23 protein-coding genes and 1 pseudogene are annotated in these 23,679 nt (G+C 44.0%); 20 read left to right on the forward strand and 4 right to left on the reverse strand.

What is annotated here, in order from left to right; all coding sequences use genetic code 11:
* Window positions 1-392: 392 nt before the first annotated feature.
* From LC048_RS04500 to LC048_RS04530, 8 genes and pseudogenes are all read left to right on the forward strand, one after another.
* Window positions 393-1,496, forward strand: a pseudogene (locus LC048_RS04500) (FAD-binding protein); the annotation flags it as partial.
* Between the two features lie 135 nt (window positions 1,497-1,631).
* Window positions 1,632-2,060: a hypothetical protein gene (locus LC048_RS24920; RefSeq protein ID WP_371932041.1), complete on the forward strand. Its 429-nt coding sequence runs from the start codon at window positions 1,632-1,634 to the stop codon at window positions 2,058-2,060.
* Window positions 2,029-2,916 carry a carboxylating nicotinate-nucleotide diphosphorylase gene (gene nadC / locus LC048_RS04505; protein ID WP_306049544.1) on the forward strand — a complete coding sequence of 296 codons (888 nt, stop codon included), beginning with the start codon at window positions 2,029-2,031 and terminating at the stop codon, window positions 2,914-2,916. The genes LC048_RS24920 and nadC overlap by 32 nt, the downstream gene beginning before the upstream one ends.
* Window positions 2,882-3,988: a quinolinate synthase NadA gene (gene nadA, locus LC048_RS04510; RefSeq protein WP_226604034.1), complete on the forward strand. Its 1,107-nt coding sequence runs from the start codon at window positions 2,882-2,884 to the stop codon at window positions 3,986-3,988. The genes nadC and nadA overlap by 35 nt, the downstream gene beginning before the upstream one ends.
* Window positions 3,989-4,265: 277 nt before the next feature.
* The gene (safA, locus tag LC048_RS04515) at window positions 4,266-6,317 is read left to right on the forward strand and encodes a SafA/ExsA family spore coat assembly protein (protein WP_306049546.1); all 2,052 of its coding nucleotides are present in this window, start codon (window positions 4,266-4,268) and stop codon (window positions 6,315-6,317) included.
* On the forward strand, window positions 6,307-7,287 hold the full coding sequence (locus LC048_RS04520; protein WP_226604077.1) for an aminoglycoside phosphotransferase family protein: 981 nt from the start codon (window positions 6,307-6,309) through the stop codon (window positions 7,285-7,287). The genes safA and LC048_RS04520 overlap by 11 nt, the downstream gene beginning before the upstream one ends.
* 101 nt (window positions 7,288-7,388) lie before the next feature.
* Window positions 7,389-8,099, forward strand: coding sequence for a YhcN/YlaJ family sporulation lipoprotein (locus LC048_RS04525; RefSeq protein ID WP_226604079.1), 711 nt, complete (start codon window positions 7,389-7,391; stop codon window positions 8,097-8,099).
* A gap of 130 nt (window positions 8,100-8,229) precedes the next feature.
* Window positions 8,230-8,790, forward strand: coding sequence for an intercompartmental signaling factor BofC (locus LC048_RS04530; RefSeq protein ID WP_226604082.1), 561 nt, complete (start codon window positions 8,230-8,232; stop codon window positions 8,788-8,790).
* 140 nt (window positions 8,791-8,930) lie between these two features.
* Here the strand turns inward: LC048_RS04530 and LC048_RS04535 are convergent, their stop codons facing one another.
* Entirely contained in the window at window positions 8,931-9,071 is a 141-nt protein-coding gene (locus tag LC048_RS04535) for a hypothetical protein (protein ID WP_226604083.1), read from the reverse strand.
* Window positions 9,055-9,195, reverse strand: coding sequence for a hypothetical protein (locus LC048_RS04540; RefSeq protein ID WP_306049551.1), 141 nt, complete (start codon window positions 9,193-9,195; stop codon window positions 9,055-9,057). The genes LC048_RS04535 and LC048_RS04540 overlap by 17 nt, the downstream gene beginning before the upstream one ends.
* 151 nt (window positions 9,196-9,346) lie before the next feature.
* On the opposite strand from LC048_RS04540, the gene ruvA reads away from it, so the two are divergent.
* The 6 genes from ruvA to yajC all read left to right on the forward strand — a co-directional run bounded on the left by ruvA (window position 9,347) and on the right by yajC (window position 13,825).
* Window positions 9,347-9,955 (forward strand): Holliday junction branch migration protein RuvA, encoded by a 609-nt coding sequence (gene ruvA / locus LC048_RS04545; RefSeq protein ID WP_306049552.1) that lies wholly within the window; start codon window positions 9,347-9,349, stop codon window positions 9,953-9,955.
* A gap of 52 nt (window positions 9,956-10,007) precedes the next feature.
* A complete protein-coding gene (gene ruvB, locus LC048_RS04550; protein WP_226604088.1) occupies window positions 10,008-11,009 on the forward strand; it encodes a Holliday junction branch migration DNA helicase RuvB in 1,002 nt (333 codons plus the stop codon).
* Window positions 11,006-11,203, forward strand: coding sequence for a DUF2905 domain-containing protein (locus LC048_RS04555; RefSeq protein WP_306049554.1), 198 nt, complete (start codon window positions 11,006-11,008; stop codon window positions 11,201-11,203). The genes ruvB and LC048_RS04555 overlap by 4 nt, the downstream gene beginning before the upstream one ends.
* Before the next feature lie 53 nt (window positions 11,204-11,256).
* Complete coding sequence (queA, locus tag LC048_RS04560; protein ID WP_226604093.1) at window positions 11,257-12,285, forward strand: tRNA preQ1(34) S-adenosylmethionine ribosyltransferase-isomerase QueA; 1,029 nt, start codon at window positions 11,257-11,259, stop codon at window positions 12,283-12,285.
* Between the two features lie 56 nt (window positions 12,286-12,341).
* Window positions 12,342-13,481 carry a tRNA guanosine(34) transglycosylase Tgt gene (gene tgt / locus LC048_RS04565; RefSeq protein WP_226604096.1) on the forward strand — a complete coding sequence of 380 codons (1,140 nt, stop codon included), beginning with the start codon at window positions 12,342-12,344 and terminating at the stop codon, window positions 13,479-13,481.
* Window positions 13,482-13,549: 68 nt separating this feature from the next.
* Window positions 13,550-13,825 (forward strand): preprotein translocase subunit YajC, encoded by a 276-nt coding sequence (yajC, locus tag LC048_RS04570; protein WP_226604099.1) that lies wholly within the window; start codon window positions 13,550-13,552, stop codon window positions 13,823-13,825.
* A 39-nt stretch (window positions 13,826-13,864) separates the two neighbouring features.
* Here yajC and LC048_RS04575 read toward each other — a convergent pair whose 3' ends face one another.
* Window positions 13,865-14,251: a TIGR04086 family membrane protein gene (locus tag LC048_RS04575; protein ID WP_226604101.1), complete on the reverse strand. Its 387-nt coding sequence runs from the start codon at window positions 14,249-14,251 to the stop codon at window positions 13,865-13,867.
* 187 nt (window positions 14,252-14,438) lie between these two features.
* Here LC048_RS04575 and LC048_RS04580 point away from each other — a divergent pair, with 187 nt between their 5' ends.
* On the forward strand, window positions 14,439-15,101 hold the full coding sequence (locus LC048_RS04580) for a DUF421 domain-containing protein (protein ID WP_226604270.1): 663 nt from the start codon (window positions 14,439-14,441) through the stop codon (window positions 15,099-15,101).
* A 29-nt stretch (window positions 15,102-15,130) separates the two neighbouring features.
* On the opposite strand, the gene spoVB is transcribed toward LC048_RS04580, so the two are convergent.
* A complete protein-coding gene (gene spoVB / locus LC048_RS04585; RefSeq protein WP_306049557.1) occupies window positions 15,131-16,687 on the reverse strand; it encodes a stage V sporulation protein B in 1,557 nt (518 codons plus the stop codon).
* A 121-nt stretch (window positions 16,688-16,808) separates the two neighbouring features.
* Here spoVB and LC048_RS04590 point away from each other — a divergent pair, with 121 nt between their 5' ends.
* The 5 genes from LC048_RS04590 (at window position 16,809) to recJ (ending at window position 23,656) form a co-directional block, all read left to right on the forward strand.
* On the forward strand, window positions 16,809-17,105 hold the full coding sequence (locus LC048_RS04590) for a post-transcriptional regulator (protein ID WP_226604107.1): 297 nt from the start codon (window positions 16,809-16,811) through the stop codon (window positions 17,103-17,105).
* 228 nt (window positions 17,106-17,333) lie between these two features.
* Entirely contained in the window at window positions 17,334-19,604 is a 2,271-nt protein-coding gene (gene secDF / locus LC048_RS04595) for a protein translocase subunit SecDF (RefSeq protein WP_226604109.1), read from the forward strand.
* Window positions 19,605-19,763: 159 nt separating this feature from the next.
* On the forward strand, window positions 19,764-20,687 hold the full coding sequence (locus tag LC048_RS04600; RefSeq protein ID WP_226604112.1) for a cation diffusion facilitator family transporter: 924 nt from the start codon (window positions 19,764-19,766) through the stop codon (window positions 20,685-20,687).
* Window positions 20,688-20,707: 20 nt separating this feature from the next.
* Window positions 20,708-21,025, forward strand: a complete 318-nt coding sequence (locus LC048_RS04605) for a LapA family protein (protein ID WP_226604115.1) — start codon at window positions 20,708-20,710, stop codon at window positions 21,023-21,025.
* 264 nt (window positions 21,026-21,289) lie between these two features.
* A complete protein-coding gene (gene recJ / locus LC048_RS04610; protein WP_226604118.1) occupies window positions 21,290-23,656 on the forward strand; it encodes a single-stranded-DNA-specific exonuclease RecJ in 2,367 nt (788 codons plus the stop codon).
* Window positions 23,657-23,679 lie beyond the last annotated feature (23 nt).

A 23,679-nucleotide genomic window follows, 5' to 3' on the forward strand; every position in this document is an offset into this window, starting at 1 on the left:
ATCTCGGTCACAAGAAGAGCTAACATGTGCCCGAAATCAGACTTTCTTACGAATCTCGGTCACAAGAAGAGCTAACATGTGCCCGAAATCAGACTTTCTTACGAATCTCGGTCACAAGAAGAGCTAACATGTGCCCGAAATCAGACTGTCTTACGAATCTCGGTCACAAGAAGGGCCAACATGTGCCCGAAATCAGACTTTCTTACGAATCTCGGTCACAAGAAGAGCTAACATGTGCCCGAAACGTTGCTTTCGCTCGTATTACTGTAACAGGGGTGCAGTCTCTGCAGTTATTGCTTTATCCTCCATCAAAATAAAAGTTCTTGTCAACAGTGTAATTCTGTGTAAATATAGATGTCAAGACACCTGTTAATCCAGGAGGCTATCACTATATGAAACAAGCAGATGTAATCATTGTAGGCAGTGGGATTGCCGCACTGCAATTGGCCAATAAATTAGCAAAGAGTTTAAATGTGATTATTCTCACAAAGATGGATATGACTTCAGGTAACTCCTACCTTGCCCAGGGAGGGGTTGCTGCTGCGGTTTCTCCGAGCGATGACCCCTACTTCCATTATCTCGACACAATGGAGGCGGGAGCTCATCATAATAGTGCTGAAGCTGTACTTGAAATGACCAAAAAAGCGCCGGAGTTAATCAAAGGATTATGGCAATCAGGCTGCAGCTTTGATGAAGATGGAAAAGGAAAATTGCTTCTCGGAATGGAAGGAGCTCACAGTGAAAAGAGGATTGTCCACAGCGGCGGGGATGCAACCGGTAGGCATATGGTCGAATTTTTGCTCTCGAATCTGGATGCTAATATTTCAATAGAACAATCCACATTTGTATATGAGTTAATTTTAGACAATGAGGTAAATCGTTGTATTGGTGTTAAAGCAAAGCGTATGGACGGAACGAATGAAGTATATCTTGCTCCCCGCGTTGTCCTTGCTACTGGCGGATGCGGGCAGGTCTTTGCTTTTACCTCTAATGCCGAGACTGCAACCGGTGATGGAATGGCGCTGGCATACAGGGCAGGTGCTGAGCTTGTCGACATGGAATTTGTGCAGTTCCATCCTACGCTTCTTTATGTGGATGGAAAGACAAAAGGTCTTATTTCGGAAGCAGTAAGGGGTGAAGGTGCCGTACTTGTAACCGATGAAGGCACGCGGATCATGGAGGGGATTCATCCGTTGAAGGATCTGGCGCCGCGGCATATTGTCTCGCAAACCATTTATGACTATTCCCGAAGAGGAATTCGAATCTATCTGGATATCACAACTATCCATGATTTCAGCAGCCGCTTCCCAACAATCAGCAAGCTTTGTACTGAGCATGGAATAAATATTGGAAAAGGCATGATTCCTGTGGTTCCTGGGAGCCATTTTATCATGGGCGGGATCAAGACCGATTTGCAGGGCTAAACAAGCATCCCTGGACTATTTGCAATCGGTGAAGCGGCATGTACAGGAATACACGGAGCAAATAGACTGGCGAGCAATTCCTTATTAGAAGGCATGTTTGTTGGCGGTAATCTTGCGGATTGGCTCAACAGCGATCAAGCTGCCGAACGGGATGTAGCAAGAAATACTTGGATCCATAGTCAAACCGCTTATAGAGCAGACAACATTATGCCGAGCCAAGATCAAACTGTTTCAAGCTCGGCTATGCTGGAATGCCTTAATCAAACAGTTTTCAGTGGCGAGCTCCCTGATATTTCCTCCTTAAAACAAACAATGATGGACCGGACAGGGATTGTCCGTACAAAGGAATTACTGATCTTACAGAATGAGTGGCTCGCGCAGTTCGGCCTGGATGAATGGCTAGAGGTTAGTCTGGACCATTTGGATACACATGAATTAAATAGGCTCTTCATGTATATCACTGCATCTTTAATAACAAAGGCTGCCATGGAGCGGACGGAAAGCAGGGGCGGGCACTACCGAGAAGATTTCCCGCATGAGGATAACGCCAATTGGATGAAGAAACAAATCATCCATCAACGAAAAAACGTAAAGGATGGTAAGCATGAATTCAATCAAACTGCGCTTGCTACTTGAACAATTTTTTATTGAAGATATTGGTGAACGTGATGTCACCAGTGAACTGATTTTCGGAAAAGAAAATAGAGGAAGTCTCGTTTTAATCACCAAGGATGAAGGGATTTTCTGTGGTGAGCAAATCATCCATACAGGCTTCAGGCTGCTTGATGAGAGCAGTCAGATTACCCTGAATGTGAAAGATGGAGATAATGTTGTGAAAGGTCAGGAACTTGCCGTGATCTCCGGCAGGGTTTCCGATTTGCTTAAAGCGGAAAGAGTCGTGCTGAATCTTGTACAGCGGATGAGCGGGATTGCGACCAAAACGAATGAGGCTGTCAGCGTATTGCACAGCGCAAAAACGAGAATCTGTGATACACGCAAAACTACACCGGGTCTAAGGATGCTTGAGAAGTATGCAGTTCGGTGCGGAGGAGGCTTCAATCACCGTTATGGGCTTTATGACGCTGTGATGATCAAGGATAACCACATCTCATTCGCAGGCTCAATCAGCAATGCCGTTGAAGCAGTGAGATCAAATCTTGACCATATGGTAAAGGTTGAAGTGGAGATCGAAACGAAAGACCAGTTACATGAAGCAATTGCTTCAAGGGTTGACTGCATCATGTTTGATAACAGGACCCCAGAACAAATCGCAGAATGGATCGGCAATGTTCCAGCAGGAATTTTAACAGAAGCATCTGGAGGCATTACGCTCGATAACCTCCATAGCTATAGAGATTGCGGTGTGGATTATATTTCTCTTGGATTCCTTACGCACTCTGTAAAATCAATGGATATTAGCGCAAAAGTGATGGCTGAAACGAAAGGGGTTGAAGCATATGAATATATTGGAGGCGCTCGAAGCGAAATCTAAGATGCTTCCTGATAAATATAAAAATATGTCTGTCCAGGAACTGGAGGACATGATCAAGAGTATTAAGGAGAAAATGGGCAACAAGCTCTTTATTCCTGGACATCATTATCAAAAAGATGAAGTCATTCAATTTGCCGATGCGACTGGAGATTCATTGAAATTGGCCCAGCTGTCGGAAGAGAACAAAGAAGCGGAACATATTGTGTTCTGCGGCGTCCATTTCATGGCTGAAACGGCGGATATTTTAACGACCGAAAGCCAGAAGGTCTACCTGCCTGATATGAGGGCGGGCTGCTCGATGGCGGATATGGCTGATATACATCAGACAGAAAGAGCCTGGGATTTCCTCCAGGTCCTGTTTGGGGATACTATTTTGCCATTAACATATGTGAACTCGACTGCAGCGATAAAATCATTTGTCGGAGCTAATGGCGGAGCAACGGTGACGTCTTCCAACGCTGAGAAGATGGTACGCTGGGCTTTTTCAAAAAAAGAACGACTGCTTTTCCTTCCAGATCAGCATTTAGGCAGGAATACTGCTTTTAATATTGGTGTCCATCTTGACGAAATGGCTGTTTACAACCCGATTGAGAATATCCTTGAATTTGATGGTCCGCTGGAAAAAGTGAAGGTTATACTCTGGAAGGGGCATTGCTCTGTTCATGAGAATTTCACGGTTGAAAATATCAGTCATGTCCGTGATACATACCCGGACATGAAGATCATTGTTCATCCTGAATGCTCACGTGAAGTTGTTGCGTTGTCAGATATGGCAGGCTCCACAAATTATATTATTGAAGCAATCGAAGCATCCCCTGCCGGCTCATCCTGGGCAGTCGGAACAGAAATGAACTTGGTAAACCGACTGATTTCACAGCATCCCGATAAAAAAATTATTTCCCTGAACCCTCATATGTGCCCATGCCTGACAATGAACAGAATTGATCTGCAGCATCTTGCTTGGAGCCTTGAATCGGTAATCCAGGGTCAGGAAATTAATCTTATAAAAGTAGATCAACAAACAGCATTCAATGCGAAGCTTGCCCTTAATCGAATGCTTGAGCAATCTTAATCTAGAATCCTTCCCTGACCGGGGAGGATTTTATTATTGTTAATCAGGGAATTATAAAATTATTTAAGTGTGGATAACTACATGAAGTTTTCTTATTCCAGCTCCAGCGCATGTCGGGGCTGAATGAGGAGCTTGCGCTTTTTATTCTGGGAAAAGCTTAATCTCATGCTGAAAAACATATTTATTTACATAGAAGCATAAGTTTTTTTGAAGATTGTTAGCAAATTGCCCACACCAACATAGAATATATGGACTTATGCCATAGGAGGGAATCAGAGTGAAAATCCATATCGTACAGAAAGGGGATACTCTTTGGAAGATCGCCAAGAAGTACGGCGTGAACTTTGAAGAGCTGAAAAAGATGAACGCGCAGCTCAGCAACCCTGATATGATTATGCCCGGTATGAAAATAAAAGTTCCAACCGCTGGAGGAACAGTAAAGAAAGAAGCTCCAATTGCAGGTGGAACGCCTCAAGCAAAAATCAATATGGGTGGCAAAAAGGAAATGCCAATTGCCAAAGAGAAACCGATGCCAATGCCAGAAGTGAAGAAAGAAGTGCCGAAAGAGGCTCCTGTAAAGGAACAGCCGAAGAAGGAAGCGCCTGTTAAACCATATAAACCTAAAATGCCAGTGCAAATCAAGCCGGAGATTGATATCAACAATTATTATATGATGAATATGGCTAATATGCAGCTCCCGCCACAGCCACAGCCTAAACCACAGCCGAAGCCGCAGCTCCCGCCCAAGCCAGACAATATTTTCCCAGAAGTTAAACCAGAGGTAAAACCTGAAGTGAAGCCTGAGGTCAAGGCGCCAGTCAAGCAGCAGATTAAACCACAGGTAAAGCAAGAGGTAAAGCCTCAGCTGCCAAAAGCTGAGATGAAACCAAATGTAAAACCACAAATAAAGCCTGAGATAAAAATTGAAAAGAATGATTTCATGGATGAATCACCATCTATGATGCCATTCGTTCAAGGAGGTTACCAGCAGCCGATGATCCCTTATCCTTATAACTGTTATCCAGGTGCGCCTTCGATGACAGGTCCCGCATATGGACACCCAGGACAGCAAATGCCATACCCTCAGGTACAGGGAATGTCCCAGTACCCAGGGATGATGCCAAATATGGCAATGCCAGCCGAAGGTATGGAATCATCATCCTTTGCTCAGATGCAAATGCCATTGAGCCCTGATATGGAAGGGAATTTGCCTCATTATGGGGCACCACAAATGACAGGTCCTACTTTCCATGGTGTACCTATTTCACCTGTAATGCCTGGGTCCGGTTACTGCCCTCCGCATGAGCAGGGTTTTCAGCAACACATGCCATATATGCCTCAGGTACCGGGAGCCATGGAGGATCAAATGCCAATGCAGCCACAGGTAGGCGGAATGATGGATAATCAATCAATGCCGCAGGTCGGTGGAATGATGGATGACGAATCATCAGAAATGCCAATGCCGCAGATGCCACAAGTTGGAGGAATGATGGATAGTCAAATGCCGCAGGTCGGTGGAATGATGCAGGGCCAGATGCCACATCAAATGCCACAAGTAGGCGGAATGATGCACAGTCAAATGCCAATGATGCCGCAGGTCGGTGGAATGATGCAGGGTCAGATGCCACATCAAATGCCGCAGGTCGGTGGAATGATGCAGGGTCAGATGCCACATCAAATGCCGCAGGTCGGTGGAATGATGCAGGGTCAGATGCCACATCAAATGCCGCAGGTCGGTGGAATGATGCAGGGCCAGATGCCACATCAAATGCCGCAAGTAGGCGGAATGATGGATAATCAGATGCCAATGATGCCACAGGTGGGCGGAATGATGGATAACCAAATGCCAATGATGCCGCAGGTGGGCGGAATGATGGATAACCAGATGCCGATGATGCCGCAGGTAGGTGGCATGATGGATAATCAGATGCCGCAGGTAGGTGGCATGATGGATAATCAGATGCCGCAGGTGGGTGGCATGATGGATAATCAAATGCCGCAGGTAGGCGGAATGATGAAGCAGCCGATGATGCCTAAGCAGGCTGTCCAAGGTGCCGGCAATGATTGTGGCTGCGGCGGTCAGATGGGTAACCCTTATGGGATGATGGGTGCAGGCATGCACCATCCACACCACATGCATCAAGGATATCCAGGTATGCATCCATACCACATGCAACAAGGTTTTCAAGGTGCTCAGGGTATGCAGCCTTACCCACAACAAATGGGCATGGGGCCACAGGGATTCATGAATCCTTATGGAGCAGGTCCGGTGGGTGGATATGGTATGCCGATGCCTCGTTTCGAAGATGAAGAGAGCAATGAATATTAACATCAAGAGAGGTGGAGACGATTATTTTTTCAATCGTCTCTTCTCTTATTTATCGAGCGAACTGGAAGTTGAAATCAAAGAGATGACTCAATTAAGAGGAAATGTCTATCTGGTTGAAACAGTGAAAACGCGTTTCATTTTAAAAGGATATAGTGATCTGCGGAAGTTAAAAATTCAACAAGCATTTACTTCGTCTTTGAGAAAATCCGGTTTCGACCATTCATACCGATTTTATAATCAGAATAAAGATCCTCTACAATTCCATGGGTCCTACTATGGATTGATTGAATATATAGACCACCACGAAAAGCGTTTTGATTACGGGGTCCATTCTGACAGAGAGAAAGGCGTTGAACTTCTGAATGGCTTCCATGACCACACTTCTGTACTTGTTCCTTCGTATGCTGGAATGCTGCCGAAAACAGATTTGCCAAGAAAATGGACACATCGAAAGAATGAATTTGCGAAAAATTTGCCAAGAATTAATTACTATGTCAATAAAGCCATTACCGAAGAGCTGCTGGAATGGGCGGACTTTTCACTGGCGAATTTTGTGAAATTGAAAGGTGAGCTTGAAAACAATGCACCAACAATTCTCCATGGGGATGTCGCGCATCACAATTTTCTCCGATCGAAGGAAGGTAAACTGTACTTAATTGATTTTGATTTAATCAGCTCTGGATCACCAGCTTTTGATATGTTGCAGTATGCAAACCGTATCCTGCCTTTTTTGGATTGGCAGTTCGAATCACTGAAAAAAATAAACCATTTAAATAAATGGCTGGATTCTGATGCCTTTTTAGCCGGACTATTGTATCCTGCAGATATTTTAAGGGAATGGAACCGCTTGTTGAGAAACAGAACCCAGACACATCCGTATAGCCTTGCACCAATCATAGAAATGACTGTTGGTCAGTTTCAGCAAAGGAAACAATTCCAGGAAGAAGTTAAATCAAGATTGGATTATTAGGTATTTGGACGTATCTGTCAGAATGAAAATCCTGCCCCATCCGCACTCTAATAATGAGCATGAAAAAAGTGCTCATTTTAGCTAGGATGGGGGTTTTTCAATTGAACAAAAAGATGTTGTTCGTACCTTTAGCTTCCTTGCTCACAATAGGACTGACGGCTTGCAATGGAAATGATGAAGCCGCTGTTCAAAGCCAGAATGACGATGGCGGTCAGCCACTTGGCTATTACTCGAATGAAAAAGGGAATGAAATTGACGTGATGGATGATCGTGAGGGGGCAATCACGGAAATTTTTGACCATAATTTTGGGAAAGAAGGTCAAGCCGCGGAAAACCGGAAACGGGCAATGCTACAATCCAGAGATGAAAACGGCAACCCGCCCAATCCAACGGTTCCCCGATCTGACCATGACCATAATTTTTTCCAAAAAGATAATAGATATAGCCGCGGTGATTTAAATTATCATGGACACCTAAGTGAGCGCAGGGGAAGCGGCAAGGCTGGGATATACTCCAATAATGAACAAGATAACCGGTTGGCTCGCAAAGTAGGGATTGCAGCCGAGTCTGTCGCGAATGTTGATAAAGTCAGGTCCGTGTTATTCGGCCGAGAAGTAGAGGTGACGGTGACATATAAGGATAAGTCGCTGAAAAAACAAACAGATGAGAAAATTAAAAAGGCTGTACATCCTTATACAGAAGGAAGAATACTGCGCATCCTTGAGGATGAAGGAACCTTCAGCAGGACAAGGAATATTGATTATGACAAAAGAAATGGGAATCCAAGGGAAAGCATCAACTTCAACCCATAATAAAATAGAAGGCAGAGTAACCTTTGCCTTCTATTTTTCATGTTTACTTTAAAAAGGATAAATAAGTTCATTTTGGCTACACTATTAGTGAAAAAGAACAAATTTTAGCAAATAAGAGAGGTGGACAGCAATGGCTTCAATCAAATTATTAAAAACGTTCAGTACAGCTGTTATACTCCTAATGGGTCTATCAGGATACAGTTTAGTACTTCAGACAGAGCCAGTTTTTGCTGAGAAGCCTGAAGAAGCAGTCCCTGAAATCAATGAACCTCTTAAGGTCACAATCATTTTGCAAAGAGTTTATCTTGATGGTGAAATGAGTGAGGAACGTATTGAGGAAACGATTTGGTCAATGGAAGACTTTTGGGCCAAGTATGACGAATGGCAGCTAGTAGATATGGAAGCGAACAAAGCTGTTTTCAGACTGGACTATGATGATATATCACCGCTATTGAAGGCAAATGGATATTTCGGGTTGTCAGATGAAGGCGTCCTTACAATCTTCAATGGAAGGCCCGATGGTTCGAACATTATCCAGTCGTTCTTTCAAATCGATCTAGGCAGACTTGAAAGCATTAAACGCGATCAATTGAAAAAAGGGATTCCAATCAGGAATAAACAATGCTATGAAGAGGTATTGGAGACTTTTAAACCGTATACGGTGAGGGAAAACAGTGAAGAGCCGGGCTGACTGGCTCTTATTTGTGTTTCCTAAGGATTCGGAGAGAATTTATTACTGGTTAAGAAAGAATAAATTTATCCACTTAAAGTAGTGTCTAGCTCCAGCGCCTAGCCAGTTTTCATCCCTCAATTTCGGTCCTGCCAATGAAGTCAAAGAACGACTTCACTGTCAGGCCTTCCAGCGCTTGTCGGGGCTGAACAAGGCGCTTGCGCTTTTCTTATTGTCCAGCTCCAGCGCCTAGCCCCTCGAGTCGCTTCGGTCCTGCCAATGAAGTCAAAGAACGACTTCACTGTCAGGCCTTCCAGCGCTTGTCGGGGCTGACCAAGGCGCTTGCGCTTTTCTTATTGTCCAGCTCCAGCGCCTAGCCCCTCGAGTCGCTTCGGTCCTGCCAATGAAGTCAAAGAACGACTTCACTGTCAGGCCTTCCAGCGCTTGTCGGGGCTGACCAAGGCGCTTGCGCTTTTCTTATAAAATGATCATACGTTCGCCTTTTCGCATATTTTTATTCATACCTTTTAAAAGAGTATGTTAAAATGAGTTACAGCAAAGCAGAGGGGCGAGAGTATTGTATGAATTCATAAAAGGCACCGTCGATTTTGTCGGTCCTGAATATATAGTAGTAGAAAACAACGGGATTGGGTATCAAATCATGACACCAAATCCATTCGCATTCACGAAAGAAGCGGGTAAAGAGATTTGTATCTATACATATCATTATGTCAGAGAAGATCTGATGACCCTCTATGGATTTAAGAATCGTGAGGAAAAAGCACTTTTCACAAGACTCTTGAATGTTTCGGGAATCGGTCCGAAAGGGGCACTGGCTATCCTTGCTTCAGGAGAACCCGGTCAAGTGGTTCAGGCAGTTGAAAATGAAGATGAATCCTTCCTGGTCAAATTCCCTGGAGTAGGCAAGAAGACCGCGAGACAAATGATCCTCGATTTAAAGGGGAAGCTGCATGACCTTGTGCCAGATTATTTCCCTAATCTGTTCAATTCGGACGAGGTAGCAGCAAGCATAAGCCAGTCAACCGAGTTTGATGAGGCTGTGTTGGCACTGAAGGCACTTGGTTACTCTGAAAAAGAAATACGCAAAATCACTCCTGAACTGAAGAAAGAAACATTGACGACAGACCAATATATCAAGAAAGCATTACAGAGGCTATTAAAGTAACGCTGTGTTAAAAATGATCTGTTAACCAGCTTATAAGAAGGGTGAGAAACAGATGGAAGAACGAATCATCTCCAGTGAAGCGGGCGACCAGGATGTTTCATTTGAGCAGAGCCTGCGTCCGCAGACACTCAGGCAATATATCGGCCAGGATAAAGTGAAAGCAAACCTTGAGGTTTTCATTGAAGCCGCCAAAATGAGGCGGGAAACGCTGGATCATGTGTTGCTCTACGGACCGCCTGGTCTGGGTAAGACGACACTGGCAGCCATCATCGCCAATGAAATGGGCGTCAACCTCAGGACGACCTCAGGACCGGCCATTGAAAGGCCAGGTGACCTGGCAGCCATCCTGACGGCATTGGAACCGGGGGATGTCCTGTTCATAGATGAAATTCACAGGCTCCCAAGAACAATTGAGGAAGTACTCTATCCTGCGATGGAAGACTTTTGCCTTGATATCGTCATCGGCAAAGGTCCAAGTGCCAGATCTGTCAGACTTGACCTTCCTCCGTTCACGCTTGTTGGTGCAACTACTCGTGCCGGTTCGTTGTCAGCTCCTTTAAGAGACAGGTTTGGAGTTCTGAGCCGTTTGGAATACTATAATGAGAAACAACTTACTGATATTGTCGTCAGGACAGCTGAGCTTTTGGAAACTGACATCGACTGGCCTGCCGCCGAGGAGCTTGCAAGGAGATCGAGAGGAACACCGAGGATTGCCAACCGCCTATTGAAGCGAGTGCGCGACTTTGCGCAAGTGCGCGGAAATGGTGCTGTAGAGGAAACTCTTGCTCGGGAAGCTTTGGAATTGATGCAGGTTGACCAACTTGGTCTTGACCATATAGACCATAAATTGCTGAAGGGCATCATCGAAAAATACCGCGGCGGTCCCGTCGGGTTAGAGACGATCTCTGCAACAATAGGAGAGGAATCTCAGACAATTGAAGATGTGTATGAACCATATTTATTGCAGATCGGGTTTTTGCAAAGGACTCCTAGGGGAAGAATTGTAACGGAGGCTGTATACCGACATTTTGAAATGGAGGTGCCTGAACGATGACAGGAGCAGCGAAGTTCGTGATGATCGCCGGTGCAGTCATTTTCATCATTGGATTCATCATGCAGTTTGTCAATCTGGGAAGATTGCCAGGAGACATCGTCTTTAAAAAAGGCAGCACAACCTTTTACTTCCCCATTGTAACGTCTATTCTGGCAAGCATTATCTTATCCGCAATCTTTTACTTTATTGGCTGATTCAGATGATCGGTCCATGAACAAATAAATAGAAAATTAGTAAGGGTGACAACATGAAAGTAGATTTGTTTGATTTCCATTTACCTGAGGAATTGATTGCCCAGACTCCGCTTGAACAAAGAGCGGAAAGTAGGCTCATGGTCCTAAATAAAGAAACGGGCCATTTAGAACATGATATTTTCAAGAATATCAAAAGCTACCTTAAACCGGGTGATTGCCTCGTCCTGAATGACACAAAAGTTCTACCGGCAAGGCTTTTTGGGATGAAAGAGGACACGGGTGCTAAAATTGAAGTTCTTCTACTGAAGCAGCTTGAGGGTGAAGAGTGGGAAACACTTGTGAAACCCGCAAAGAGAGTGAAGGCAGGCACGAAAATTATTTTTGGAGACGGCCTATTAACTGCAGAATGCACAGGGGAAGCTGAACACGGTGGAAGAAACCTTAAATTTTCATATAATGGCATCTTTTATGAAGTGCTTGAACAGCTGGGTGAAATGCCTCTTCCTCCTTATATTAAGGAGCAGCTGGAAGACAAGGATAGATACCAGACGGTTTTTGCAAGGGAAAGAGGTTCTGCGGCAGCACCGACTGCTGGTTTGCACTTTACCGAGGAATTGCTGGAAGAGCTTAAGGAAATGGGCGTTCATATCGCCTTCATTACCCTTCATGTCGGGCTGGGAACATTCAGGCCTGTCAGCGTGGATTCCATTGAGGAGCACGATATGCATTCTGAGTTTTATCAGGTGACTGAGGGAACGGCATTGCTGTTAAACTCTGTACGGAAGCAGGGCGGGCGTATCATTACCGTGGGAACAACCTCAACCCGGACGCTTGAAACCATTGCTACAGCCAACGATGGTAAGTTTGTCGCTGAAAATGGCTGGACCAATATCTTCATTTATCCTGGATACGAGTTTAAGGCAATCGACGGGATGATTACCAATTTCCATTTGCCAAAGTCGACGCTGATCATGCTTGTAAGTGCTTTGGCTGGACGCGATAATGTTCTTAATGCCTATAATAATGCAGTAGAGGAAAGGTATCGCTTTTTCAGCTTCGGCGATGCAATGTTGATATTATAATTTTTCATGCTTTTCGTAAAATAAAAACACTTGTATTTCTGGAAGGAGCTTAAACATTGTCAGCAATCCGTTACGAATTAATCAAGACCTGTAAGCAAACAGGAGCAAGGCTTGGTCGTGTACATACGCCTCATGGGTCCTTTGAAACTCCTGTCTTCATGCCGGTAGGTACACTGGCTACAGTTAAAACGATGTCACCTGAAGAATTGGTCCAGATGGGTGCAGGAATCATCCTGAGCAACACTTACCATCTCTGGTTAAGGCCAGGTCATGAAATAATCAAAGAGGCAGGCGGCCTGCATAAATTCATGAATTGGGACCGTGCCATTCTTACAGACTCAGGTGGATTCCAGGTGTTCTCTTTGAGCGAGTTCAGGAAAATTGAAGAGGAGGGCGTCCACTTCCGCAACCATTTGAACGGAGATAAGCTTTTCCTTTCTCCAGAAAAGGCGATGGAGATCCAGAATGCCCTTGGGTCAGATATCATGATGGCATTCGATGAATGCCCGCCATACCCTGCGGAATATGATTATATGAAAAAGTCGGTAGAACGGACTTCCCGCTGGGCTGAACGGTGCTTGTCTGCGCATCAGCGTCCACAGGACCAGGGATTATTCGGAATCGTCCAGGGCGGAGAATATGAGGAACTGAGAAAGCAGAGTGCGAAGGACCTTGTATCAATGGACTTCCCTGGCTATGCTGTTGGTGGCCTTTCTGTCGGCGAACCGAAGGATGTTATGGACCGAGTACTGGAATTCACGACACCATGGCTGCCAATGGACAAGCCGCGCTATCTAATGGGGGTAGGTTCACCAGATTCATTGATTGATGGCGCCATCCGCGGAATTGATATGTTCGATTGTGTGCTGCCAACTCGTATCGCCAGGAATGGTACATTGATGACGAGCGAGGGAAGGTTGGTTGTCAAGAACGCGAAATTTGCCCGTGACTTTGGACCATTGGACCCCAACTGCGATTGCTATACATGCAAAAATTATAGCAGGGCTTACATCCGCCACTTGATTAAAACGGATGAATCGTTTGGAATTCGACTTACTTCTTACCATAATCTCTATTTTCTGCTAAAATTAATGGAGCAGGTCAGACAGGCAATCCGTGAAGACCGTCTGGGGGACTTTAGAGAAGAGTTCTTTGAGCAATATGGCTACAATAAGCCGAATGCCAAAAACTTCTAAATAAACTGCTTTTACTTAGGCTGTTTCGTTATACGAGTAAGGCCAAACAATGAAAGGAGGGGAAATGAATGGAAGGATTATTAGGTACAGTATTCCCGCTGTTGCTGATGTTTGTATTGTTCTACTTTTTACTGATCCGCCCTCAGCAAAAGAGGCAAAAAGCGGTTCAGCAAATGCAAAGTGATTTGCAAAAAGGTGACAAGATAGTAACAATCGGCGGTTTGCATGGAATTGTTGATGCACTTGATGAAGGCACTGTTGTCATCAAATGTGGAGACGGAAGCCGTCTTACATATGACCGCGCGGCAATTCGCGATGTCAAGGAAACAGCAGCAGGTGTATAACTAAAATAAAAAAAGAAGCGAACTTGGTTCGCTTCTTTTTTATGCCTTTGATGTTCCTCCAACGATGTTTACTCCAAGGATGCCGCCCATCATTGCCGTCAGGATATAGCAAATATGGTAGATAATCTGCTCAAGCGAGAATAAACTGTCATAACCCAGGTATTGGAACAAGAAAATAATCAAAGAATATGCCAGTCCTGTAGCTCCACCTATCATCCAGCCTTTTTCTTTGCCATTTCCGCCAGTGATAAAGCCGCCGATGAAAATCGATAAAAAAGAAATAGATGTCATGACGTATTGAAGCGAAGATTCTTGAACGGAGGTGAACTTTAAAAGAAGAGAAAATATAAAGCTGCTCACGATTGCCAACAGGAAAATTGCAATCACCCCGTACAGGACGGCTTTGCCTAAACTTTTAGATTCCATTAACCCCTCTCCTCTCTGATCTAATCCCTCTAAACGGGAAATGCCTAGTACAAGCATATTCACGCTCATGGACAAATAGAATCAGTTTTTATTCAGGATTACACTGAAAAATTAATGAAACAATAAGTATGATTTCACTTCTTGGTTAAAGACTATGGAGGAATGCTGTGTGAAGGGCGGGGGGAAAGTGGAACAATATTTCATTATCCTTTTTAGGACATTGCTCCTTTATTTATTGATCCTTTTGATCTTTCGTTTAATGGGAAAAAGGGAAATTGGAGAGTTGAGCATCCTCGATTTAGTGGTCTATATCATGATTGCCGAGATGGCGTCCCTTGCAATCGAAAATACGAAAGATCCTTTGATTGACACCCTTCTCCCAATCGGTTTCCTTGTCATCATTCAAATAGTATTTGCCTTGCTTTCTCTTAAAAGCAAAAAGTTCAGGGACATTGTGGATGGAAAGCCGACAATCATCATCAATAATGGGAAAATCGATGAAAAAGCAATGCGGTCGCAAAGATATAATTTTGACGACCTGCTGCTGCAGTTAAGAGAAAAGGATGTAGGGGATATTGCCGATGTGGAGTATGCCATTTTGGAGCCGTCAGGCACTTTGTCCATTTTCCAAAAGAAACAGGGAGAACAGGAAGGAAAACAAGACAGCAGCAGCCTTGCACTTCCGCTAATCATCGACGGCGAGGTCCAGGAGGATAACCTTGAAATGATTGACAAATCAATTTTCTGGCTGTTGGAGCAGCTGAAAAAACAGAAATATGAAGATCCAGGAGAGATTTCTTTTTGCAGCTACCAAAATGGCAAATTCTATATTGACTTAAAGGATAAATAAAAACGTGGATACAATGTCCACGTTTTTACTTATTTTTTTAAAAATGATGCAAGGACAGATCGTAATTTCGAAAGTTCATTTTTCCTGATCAGGAGGCTGAGAGCAAGAGAAAGGGACAAGTACAGGCAGGTTACAGTTCCTGCATTTATAAGAATTCTTAGTGCCAGTGAAAGACTTTCATCCAGCCAATCCCATAGAAGGAAACCAAGTGATCCTGAAAGAATGATAATGGCAAGTACCTTTACATAATCTCTTACATAAAAAGTGAATGAAACAGCCTTAAGCATTGTCGCGAAATGGAGCAGGGTGATAAGGACGATTCCCATGACCATTCCGAGGGCTACACCGTTTATGCCAAAAGCAGGCTGGCTTGCCAACAGGAAAATCACAGCGGTCTTGACCAGATTTCCGATCAGGCTGTTGATCATAGCTGCCCTAGCCAAATCAAGAGCCTGCAATGCAGCCTGCAGTGGTCCCTGGAAATAGTAGAACAGGAAGAATGGTGCCATCAGCTTGATGAATTGTGAACCATTTGCCGTACCGTACATCAATGTCATTAATGGTTCAGCCAATACATATAAAACAACGATCGCCAGACCGCCTGTCAAAAGGGAAAATCGCAAGGATTGCTGCAGAAGGTGTTCGATTATCTTCATGTTCTTGCGGGAGTTCGCTTCACTGATTGCCGGTACAAGTGAGGTGGATAAGGAATAGGTGATGAATGATGGCAATAGCAGCAATGGCATCGCGAAGCCGGTCAAGGCTCCGTATTGTTTCGTGGCAGCCACAGCTGCCACACCGGCAATCGCCAGACTGTGTGCAACGACGATTGGTTCAAAAAACCAGGAAACAGAGCCAATCAGCCTTGAACCAGTAGTTGGCAAGGCAATCCTCATTAAATCATTAAAGGTCGATTTTCCGGAATGGACGAACTGAAAAAAGTTATTCCGCAGCCTGAATTTTTTCCGAAGCTTGAAGGTCGTCATTAGATAGAATAGTGAAATTAGCTCACCGATCACAGAGGCAATCATGGCACCTGCTGCCGCATATTCAATTCCATAAGGCATGAAAGTTTTTGTCAAAACAGCAATCAACGTGATCCGGACGAGCTGTTCGATTACCTGGGAGATTGCGGAAGGCCGCATATTCTGCCTTCCCTGGAAGTAGCCGCGGAGAACCGAGGAAACCGCAACGATTGGCACGATTGGTGCGATGGCCAGCAACGGCCATTGCGTCCTGGGATCCGTGAACAATGTCTCAGACAAGTATGGAGCAAGGAAAATGAGAGCCGGTGTAAAGACAATAGATAGTGATATAGTGGTTGCAAGTGAAACGACAAGGATTTTCTTGATTTTTCGGAAGTCGCCCCTTGCCTCCGCTTCAGCTACATTTTTCGAAATCGCAACTGGGAGACCCAGTTGTGTAATCGTCACGACAAGCACCAAAGTGGGGAAGGCCATCATGTAAAGACCAACACCTTCTTCTCCGATGGAACGGGCAATGACGATCCGGTTTATGAAACCAAGCACCCTCGTGACGAGCCCGGCCATTAACAAAATAAATGTTCCTTTTAAAAACTTCGACATTACGCTCCCTGCCTTCTCAAAAATGCATATTTCATATACAATTAACTATATGCAAGAAAGTGGACAAAGCATGACAAGGTTAAAACATTAAGACTAGAAAATTGGACGAGGGGGCCAGGGGATGAATTCAAGCCATACATACGGACGGTTTTACAAGCAAGTAAAGCCGGCATTGGAAAGCAAAATTGAAGAATTCAAAATATTCGGTTATGAACAGATTAAGGAAAAAGAATTATGGGATTATCTCACAAAGAAAAAATGGAAGAAACCGAAAGAAGAAATACAACTATATGAAATCATCGCTGATATTTTATCCGCAAAAATAGGTGACGTAATGAATTTTACCACCGTTGAAGCATTCAAACTGGGAGACTTTGCGCTTGATGATGAAGAGGGACGAAGGGAACTGCTGAAGTAGCAGGGGAAATGGCTCTTTGTGCTGATTTACACGAAAACATCCCAATGCTGATTTTTTATAGAGAGAATCTTTATTTATTTAGTTAACGGAAAAAGCTTAATTGACAGTTTTTTTAAACTGTTACATAATTAGAATGCTATAAATTGGCTACTGTTTATTTTCTTTTGTCTTTTTGTTTTTTTGTCTGTCAGCATGTCGTGTGCGAAGAATAAGGAGGATTCATACATAATGGTAAAACGCAGCCGCATCGTGGCCTTCTTTTTGCTGGTTATTTTAATCGGAAGCGCCATGGGTGCAACAACCCAGAATATATTAAAAGATATCAAACTTGGTCTTGACCTGCAGGGAGGCTTTGAGGTTCTTTATGAAGTTCAGCCTCTGAATGGAAAGAAAGGCGAGAAAGTTGATCGCGAAACCTTGAAAAGCACGGCTGAGGCGCTTGAACGAAGAGTCAACGTTCTTGGTGTCAGTGAACCAAATATTCAAATTGAAGGAGATGACCGGATTCGCGTTCAGCTCGCTGGCGTAAAAGACCAGAATAAAGCACGCGAGATTCTTTCTACCGAAGCGAATCTTACCTTCCGTGACGTGAACGACCGCGTTATGATGGATGGAAGTGACTTGGAAGAAAACGGGGCAAAGCAAAGCTTCGACCAGCAAAACAAGCCGAGTATTTCGATTACTCTTAAAGATGGAGACCAATTCGGTGAAATCACGAAGGAAATCCGTGATATGTATCCTGAAAATCAACTGGTTATCTGGCTGGATTTCGAGGAAGGCAAGGATTCTTATAAGGAAGAAAGGATGAAGCCTGAACCAAAGTTCCTTTCCAATCCTAATGTTGATAAGATCCTGAATCAAAAAAATGTTGAAATTACAGGTAATTTTACAATAGAAGAAGCTCAACAGCTTGCTTCTTTGCTTAATGCCGGTTCACTGCCGGTTAATCTAGAAGAAACGTATTCTACTTCTGTTGGAGCGAAGTTCGGTGAACAGGCTCTCAATGAAACAGTCTTTGCTGGGATTATTGGCATTCTTGCTGTTTTCGTCTTCATGCTCGTTCTATACCGTATACCTGGTATAGTCGCAGTTATCACTTTATCTATTTATGTGTACCTCATCCTGCTTGTATTTGATTGGATGAACGGGGTGCTCACGCTGCCTGGAATCGCGGCCCTGATCCTCGGTGTCGGCATGGCGGTGGATGCGAATATCATCACGTATGAGCGGATTAAAGAAGAATTGAAGGTTGGACGCAATATCAAAGCAGCATTTGACGCGGGGAGCAAAGGCTCACTGTCTACTATATTTGATGCCAACATCACGACTTTGCTAGCGGCAATCGTTTTATTCGCGTATGGTACAAGCTCTGTAAAAGGCTTTGCCACTATGCTGATCATCAGTATCCTGGCAAGCTTCATCACTGCAGTTTTTGGAGCGCGACTGTTCCTCGGACTGCTTGTGAACAGTGGCTTATTTAAAGATAAGCCGGGCTTGTTCGGAGTTAAGAAAAGTGAAATCCATGATATTTCTGAAGGCAAGGATACATTGGATTTAAAAACTAAATTTGATCGTTTCGATTTCATCAAGAGCCGAAACAAGTTCTTTACCGCCTCAGCTGTTCTTATCGGTATTGGCCTGATTGCACTCTTAGTGTTCCGCCTGAATCTTGGAATTGATTTTGCGGCTGGGACGAGGGTAGAGGTCATGTCTGACAGCAAACTGACAGCGGAGCAATTAAAAGAGGAACTTAAGCAAGTTGATTTGGAAACAAACGATATTGTCATCTCTGGTGATAATGGAGAAATTGGCGTCGCAAGGTTTAAAACAGTTTTATCCAAGGATAAGATTTCTGAGCTTAAATCACATTTCAACGAAGAATTCGGTGCTGAACCGAATGTTGGTACAGTTTCACCAACAATCGGTAAAGAGCTTGCTAAGAACGCCATGATTGCTGTCGCAATTGCTTCAGTAGGGATCATCATCTATGTAACGATCCGATTCGAGATTTACATGGCGTTGGCTGCTATTATCGCACTGCTTCACGATGCTTTCTTTATCATCGTCCTATTCAGTCTGACAAGGCTTGAAGTTGATATTACCTTCATTGCAGCCGTCCTGACAATTGTTGGTTATTCAATCAATGATACAATTGTTACTTTTGACAGGATGCGTGAGAATATGGTGAAGAAGAGACGACTGAAGACACCGGAAGACATTGCGGACGTAGTGAATACCGCGCTTCGCCAGACGCTTGGCCGTTCGGTCAACACCATTCTTACTGTTGTCATAACAGTCGTGGCTCTATTGATATTCGGAAGTTCGTCCATCTGGAATTTCTCGTTCGCCCTTCTTATTGGTCTGATTGCCGGTACGTATTCTTCCATTTTCATCGCAGCACAGCTGTGGTATATATGGAAAAATAAAGAGCTTAAGAAGAAAGGCTCAATCAAGACTTACAAGGAAAAGAAAGTCTACTCAGATGAGCCGCAAGTTTAAAATATGCCCATTCGAAATACCACGGATTTTTCCGTGGTATTTTTATTTCTGGTTAGAAAAGCCATTTTTCCGGATAAAATAAAATGAATGCCGCCAGACTAATTATGGTGGGTGTGCACGGAATCTTATATAAGCACTGAGCAGGGAGGGATTTTGCTTTTGGAAAAAGATGATCGATTTAAGAAAGCGGAATTTGCAGCAATGGTGGGAGTTGTCGGGAATATTTTACTGGCAGGGTTAAAGTGGGGAGTAGGCATTTATGCGAATAGTAAAGCGCTTGTAGCGGATGCAGTGCATTCTGCATCGGATGTGGCTGGATCATTAGCCGTATACATAGGTCTCAAGGCAGCGAAAGCACCGCCGGATGAAGACCATCCATACGGCCATGGTAAGGCCGAATCGATTGCGGCCATCATTGTTGCCGTATTATTGATGCTTGTGGGAGTAGAAATCGGCAGATCCTCAATCGAGGCATTCTTTCATCCCATTGAACCTCCGAAATCAATTGCGATAGTGGCTGTTGTCGTTTCAATTATCGTAAAAGAGGGAATGTTCAGGTACAAATACAGATTGGGGAAGCAACTAAAGAGTGATGCGTTGATTGTTAATGCGTATGAACATAGGTCGGATGTCTATTCTTCCATAGCAGCACTTATTGGGATAAGCGCTGCTGTGTTGGGCGGCATCTTTGGTATAGCATGGCTGGAATATGCTGACCCGGTCACTGGGCTGCTTGTCGCCTTGCTGGTCATCAGGATGGCATGGAAGCTAGGCAAGGAATCCATCCACAACACACTTGATCATGTGCTTCATGATGAGGATACAGAAGAGTTCAAGAACATTGTACAGTCAATACCAGAAGTGAAAAAATTGGATGAATTACATGCCAGAGAACACGGTCACTATGTTATCATTGATTTGAAGATATCTGTTGATCCACATATTACCGTTGAACAGGGCCACCGGATTGGAAAAAGTGTGAAAAAGAAACTGATGGAAAACAACCATGTCCAAAATGTCCTGGTCCATATAAATCCATACAGTGAGAGTGGAAGTTTTGAAGATGACATAGATATTCAATAAGTCTCATGGGGGGAGATAGCATGAAGTTTCAATGGACATTGCTGTTGGGATTAGCGTTTGCTTTGATTGTTGCTGTTTTTGCAGTCATCAACGTCGATCCAGTAACAGTGAACTATTTATTTGGGGAGTCAGAATGGCCTTTAATCTTGGTCATCTTAGGATCTGTATTGATGGGCGGACTCATCGTTGGCTCTGTCGGTCTGTTCAGGATGTTTGTGCTTCAAAGGGAAGTAAAAACATTGAAGAAGAGAAACAATTCACTAGAAGCTCAGTTGGCGCAAGAGGATACAATCAAGAAAGAAACAGCACACGAACAGCAAATCGAAGATATCCATTAATCAAAGAAAGAGGCTAACTCAAAAGGTCGAAAAATCCACCTGAGAGTCGCCTCTTTTTTTATGGTGTTCACAAGGATCATGGTAAGAACGATCAATTGGACAATAAAACTGGACCTCTGTTTAGAAGGGCTGGGTAAAAGTAAAATACATTTAGAAACCTTAGTTGATTGCAGTGGAAGGGGCGAAGACTTCTCCTATTAGCATTCATTGTCATTGAAACCGCCTCGCCGCTTTTGTATAATGAATAAGCTGAGAGGTGAACGTATGTTAAAGCCAAAATCAAGGTGGATTGTTAAAAAATCTGACCAGACAATAATAGAGTCACTCGCCGAGGAAATGAACATAAATCATCTGACTGCTTCATTGCTAGTCAATCGCGGACTGGATACCGTGGAAGATGCCCGGTATTTTTTATTTGGGCAAAAAAGCGAATTTCACGACCCATTTTTGCTGAAAGATATGGATAAGGCTGTTGAGCGGATCAATAAGGCAATAGAAACGCAAGAGCCTATTTTGGTATTTGGTGATTATGATGCAGATGGTGTAAGCAGTACAACAGTCCTGATGAAGGCTCTGGCTGAACTAGGAGCGAACGCTGACTATTACATACCGAACCGTTTTACAGAAGGGTACGGTCCAAATGAGAAAGCATTCCGAAGTGCCGCAGACAGCGGAGTAGGCTTGATCATTACTGTCGATACGGGCATATCAGCTCTTCATGAAGCAACTGTTGCCAAGGACTTAGGTGTCGACCTGATCATAACGGATCACCATGAACCGGGTCCGGTCCTGCCTGATGCGTTTGCGATCATTCATCCAAAGCTGGACGACAGTGTATACCCTTTCAAGGATTTAGCTGGTGTAGGTGTCGCTTTTAAGGTTGCACATGCTTTGCTTGGAAGAGTCCCGGAGCATTTGTTGGAGTTTGCCGCTATAGGGACAATTGCCGACCTCGTACCCCTGATGGGAGAGAACAGGCTGATTGCTCAGAGGGGAATAGAGAAATTGAAGGCGACCCAGTCACCTGGTTTGAATGCGCTTCTTAAGCTGGCTAAAACAGACAGGGCAGGCATTGATGAAGAAACCATCGGTTTTATGATTGGCCCGAGGGTTAATGCAGCCGGCCGGCTTGGCAGCGCTGATCCTGCGGTTCAATTGATGATGACTCTTGATCCTGAAGAGGCGATGATGCTAGCAGAAGAAATCGATTCAATAAATAAAGAACGGCAGAATATTGTTTCACAAATTGCTGAAGAAGCAGTTGCTGAAGTAGAAAGGAATTATCCAATAGAAGATAATTCAGTCCTTGTCGTCGGCAAGGAAGGCTGGAACGCAGGAGTCATTGGCATCGTAGCCTCCAAGCTCGTTGAGAAATATTACCGACCAACGATTGTTCTCAGTTTTGATAAAGAGAAGGGGCTCGCGAAAGGATCTGCACGCAGTATCGCCGGTTTCGATCTTTTTAAAAATCTTTCAACCTGCAGAGACATCCTTCCTCATTTTGGCGGACATCCAATGGCCGCGGGCATGACATTGAGTCTTGATGATGTCGACGCATTAAGGTCAAGGTTGAATGCACTGGCAATAGAGCAGCTGAAAGAAGAAGATTTAATTCCGGTATCCCATATCGATGCCAGGATTGATGTGAAAGAGATTACGATTGAAACGATAAATGAACTTGGAATGCTTTCTCCATATGGTGTAAGCAACCCTAAACCGAAAGTGCTGATTGATGGGGCCAATATTTCCACCCTGAGAAAGATAGGGGCAGATCAGTCACATCTTAAGCTGGCACTTGAAGAGGAAGGTACTGTGATTGATGGAATAGGTTTCGGCTTTGGATATCTCCATGACCATATCTCGCCGAGTTCGCAGCTGTCGGTCATTGGCGAACTGTCGATCAACGAATGGAACAATATCAAGAAACCGCAGATTTTTCTTAGGGACGTAGCCGTCAAGAACTGGCAGCTATTCGATTTTCGTGGGCTTAAAAGGTTGGAAAAGCTTCCAGCCATGATTCCAGGCAGTAATATTAAGTGGATTCTATTCAACTCCGATTTGAAAAATAAGTTTTCTCCTATAATCGGAGACTCATTGGAACTGGTATCAACTGAAGAGCAGGCTGAACAAATCGGGTTCGACCAATCTTATGTCGTCCTGTTGGACCTGCCGCCTTCCAAAGATATACTGGAGAAATTATTTGCCGGGAAGAAGCCGGGAAGGATTTATGTCCATTTTTACAAAGAAAACAGCGATTTCTTCACGACTATGCCAACCAGGGAGCATTTCAAATGGTTTTATGCTTTCCTCGCAAAGAAAGGGCCATTTGACCTAAAACGTTATGGCGGCGATTTGGCCAAGCATAAAGGGTGGACAAAAGAAACAGTAGAATTCATGTCGCAGGTGTTTTTTGAACTAGAGTTTGTTAAAATAAACAATGGGTTTATTTCACTAGAAGAAAATCTCCCTAAAAGGGATCTTTCTGAATCCAAAACATATCAGCACAAGGTGCAAGCATTTACTCTTGAAAATGAATTGCTCTACTCATCGTATGAGCAATTGAAGAATTGGTTTGACCATTTCGTTCAAGAGTCGGTGAAAAATGAGGAGGCAATTATTCAATGGATTTGAAACAATTTGTAACAATCGTTCCC

The sequence above is a fragment of the Mesobacillus subterraneus genome, assembly GCF_020524355.2.
In the GTDB taxonomy this organism is placed as follows: Bacteria; Bacillota; Bacilli; order Bacillales; family Cytobacillaceae; genus Mesobacillus; species Mesobacillus subterraneus_C.

What these genes read in the sequence shown, in the direction of transcription:
- LC048_RS24920 (WP_371932041.1), top strand. Translation starts at nt 1,632, where the DNA reads ATGCCGAGCCAAGATCAAACTGTTTCAAGCTCGGCTATGCTGGAATGC.
- nadC (WP_306049544.1), top strand. Translation starts at nt 2,029, where the DNA reads ATGAATTCAATCAAACTGCGCTTGCTACTTGAACAATTTTTTATTGAA.
- nadA (WP_226604034.1), top strand. Translation starts at nt 2,882, where the DNA reads ATGAATATATTGGAGGCGCTCGAAGCGAAATCTAAGATGCTTCCTGAT.
- LC048_RS04520 (WP_226604077.1), top strand. Translation starts at nt 6,307, where the DNA reads ATGAATATTAACATCAAGAGAGGTGGAGACGATTATTTTTTCAATCGT.
- LC048_RS04530 (WP_226604082.1), top strand. Translation starts at nt 8,230, where the DNA reads ATGGCTTCAATCAAATTATTAAAAACGTTCAGTACAGCTGTTATACTC.
- ruvB (WP_226604088.1), top strand. Translation starts at nt 10,008, where the DNA reads ATGGAAGAACGAATCATCTCCAGTGAAGCGGGCGACCAGGATGTTTCA.
- LC048_RS04555 (WP_306049554.1), top strand. Translation starts at nt 11,006, where the DNA reads ATGACAGGAGCAGCGAAGTTCGTGATGATCGCCGGTGCAGTCATTTTC.
- queA (WP_226604093.1), top strand. Translation starts at nt 11,257, where the DNA reads ATGAAAGTAGATTTGTTTGATTTCCATTTACCTGAGGAATTGATTGCC.
- yajC (WP_226604099.1), top strand. Translation starts at nt 13,550, where the DNA reads ATGGAAGGATTATTAGGTACAGTATTCCCGCTGTTGCTGATGTTTGTA.
- LC048_RS04575 (WP_226604101.1), bottom strand. Translation starts at nt 14,251, where the DNA reads ATGGAATCTAAAAGTTTAGGCAAAGCCGTCCTGTACGGGGTGATTGCA.
- spoVB (WP_306049557.1), bottom strand. Translation starts at nt 16,687, where the DNA reads ATGTCGAAGTTTTTAAAAGGAACATTTATTTTGTTAATGGCCGGGCTC.
- LC048_RS04590 (WP_226604107.1), top strand. Translation starts at nt 16,809, where the DNA reads ATGAATTCAAGCCATACATACGGACGGTTTTACAAGCAAGTAAAGCCG.
- secDF (WP_226604109.1), top strand. Translation starts at nt 17,334, where the DNA reads ATGGTAAAACGCAGCCGCATCGTGGCCTTCTTTTTGCTGGTTATTTTA.
- LC048_RS04605 (WP_226604115.1), top strand. Translation starts at nt 20,708, where the DNA reads ATGAAGTTTCAATGGACATTGCTGTTGGGATTAGCGTTTGCTTTGATT.
- recJ (WP_226604118.1), top strand. Translation starts at nt 21,290, where the DNA reads ATGTTAAAGCCAAAATCAAGGTGGATTGTTAAAAAATCTGACCAGACA.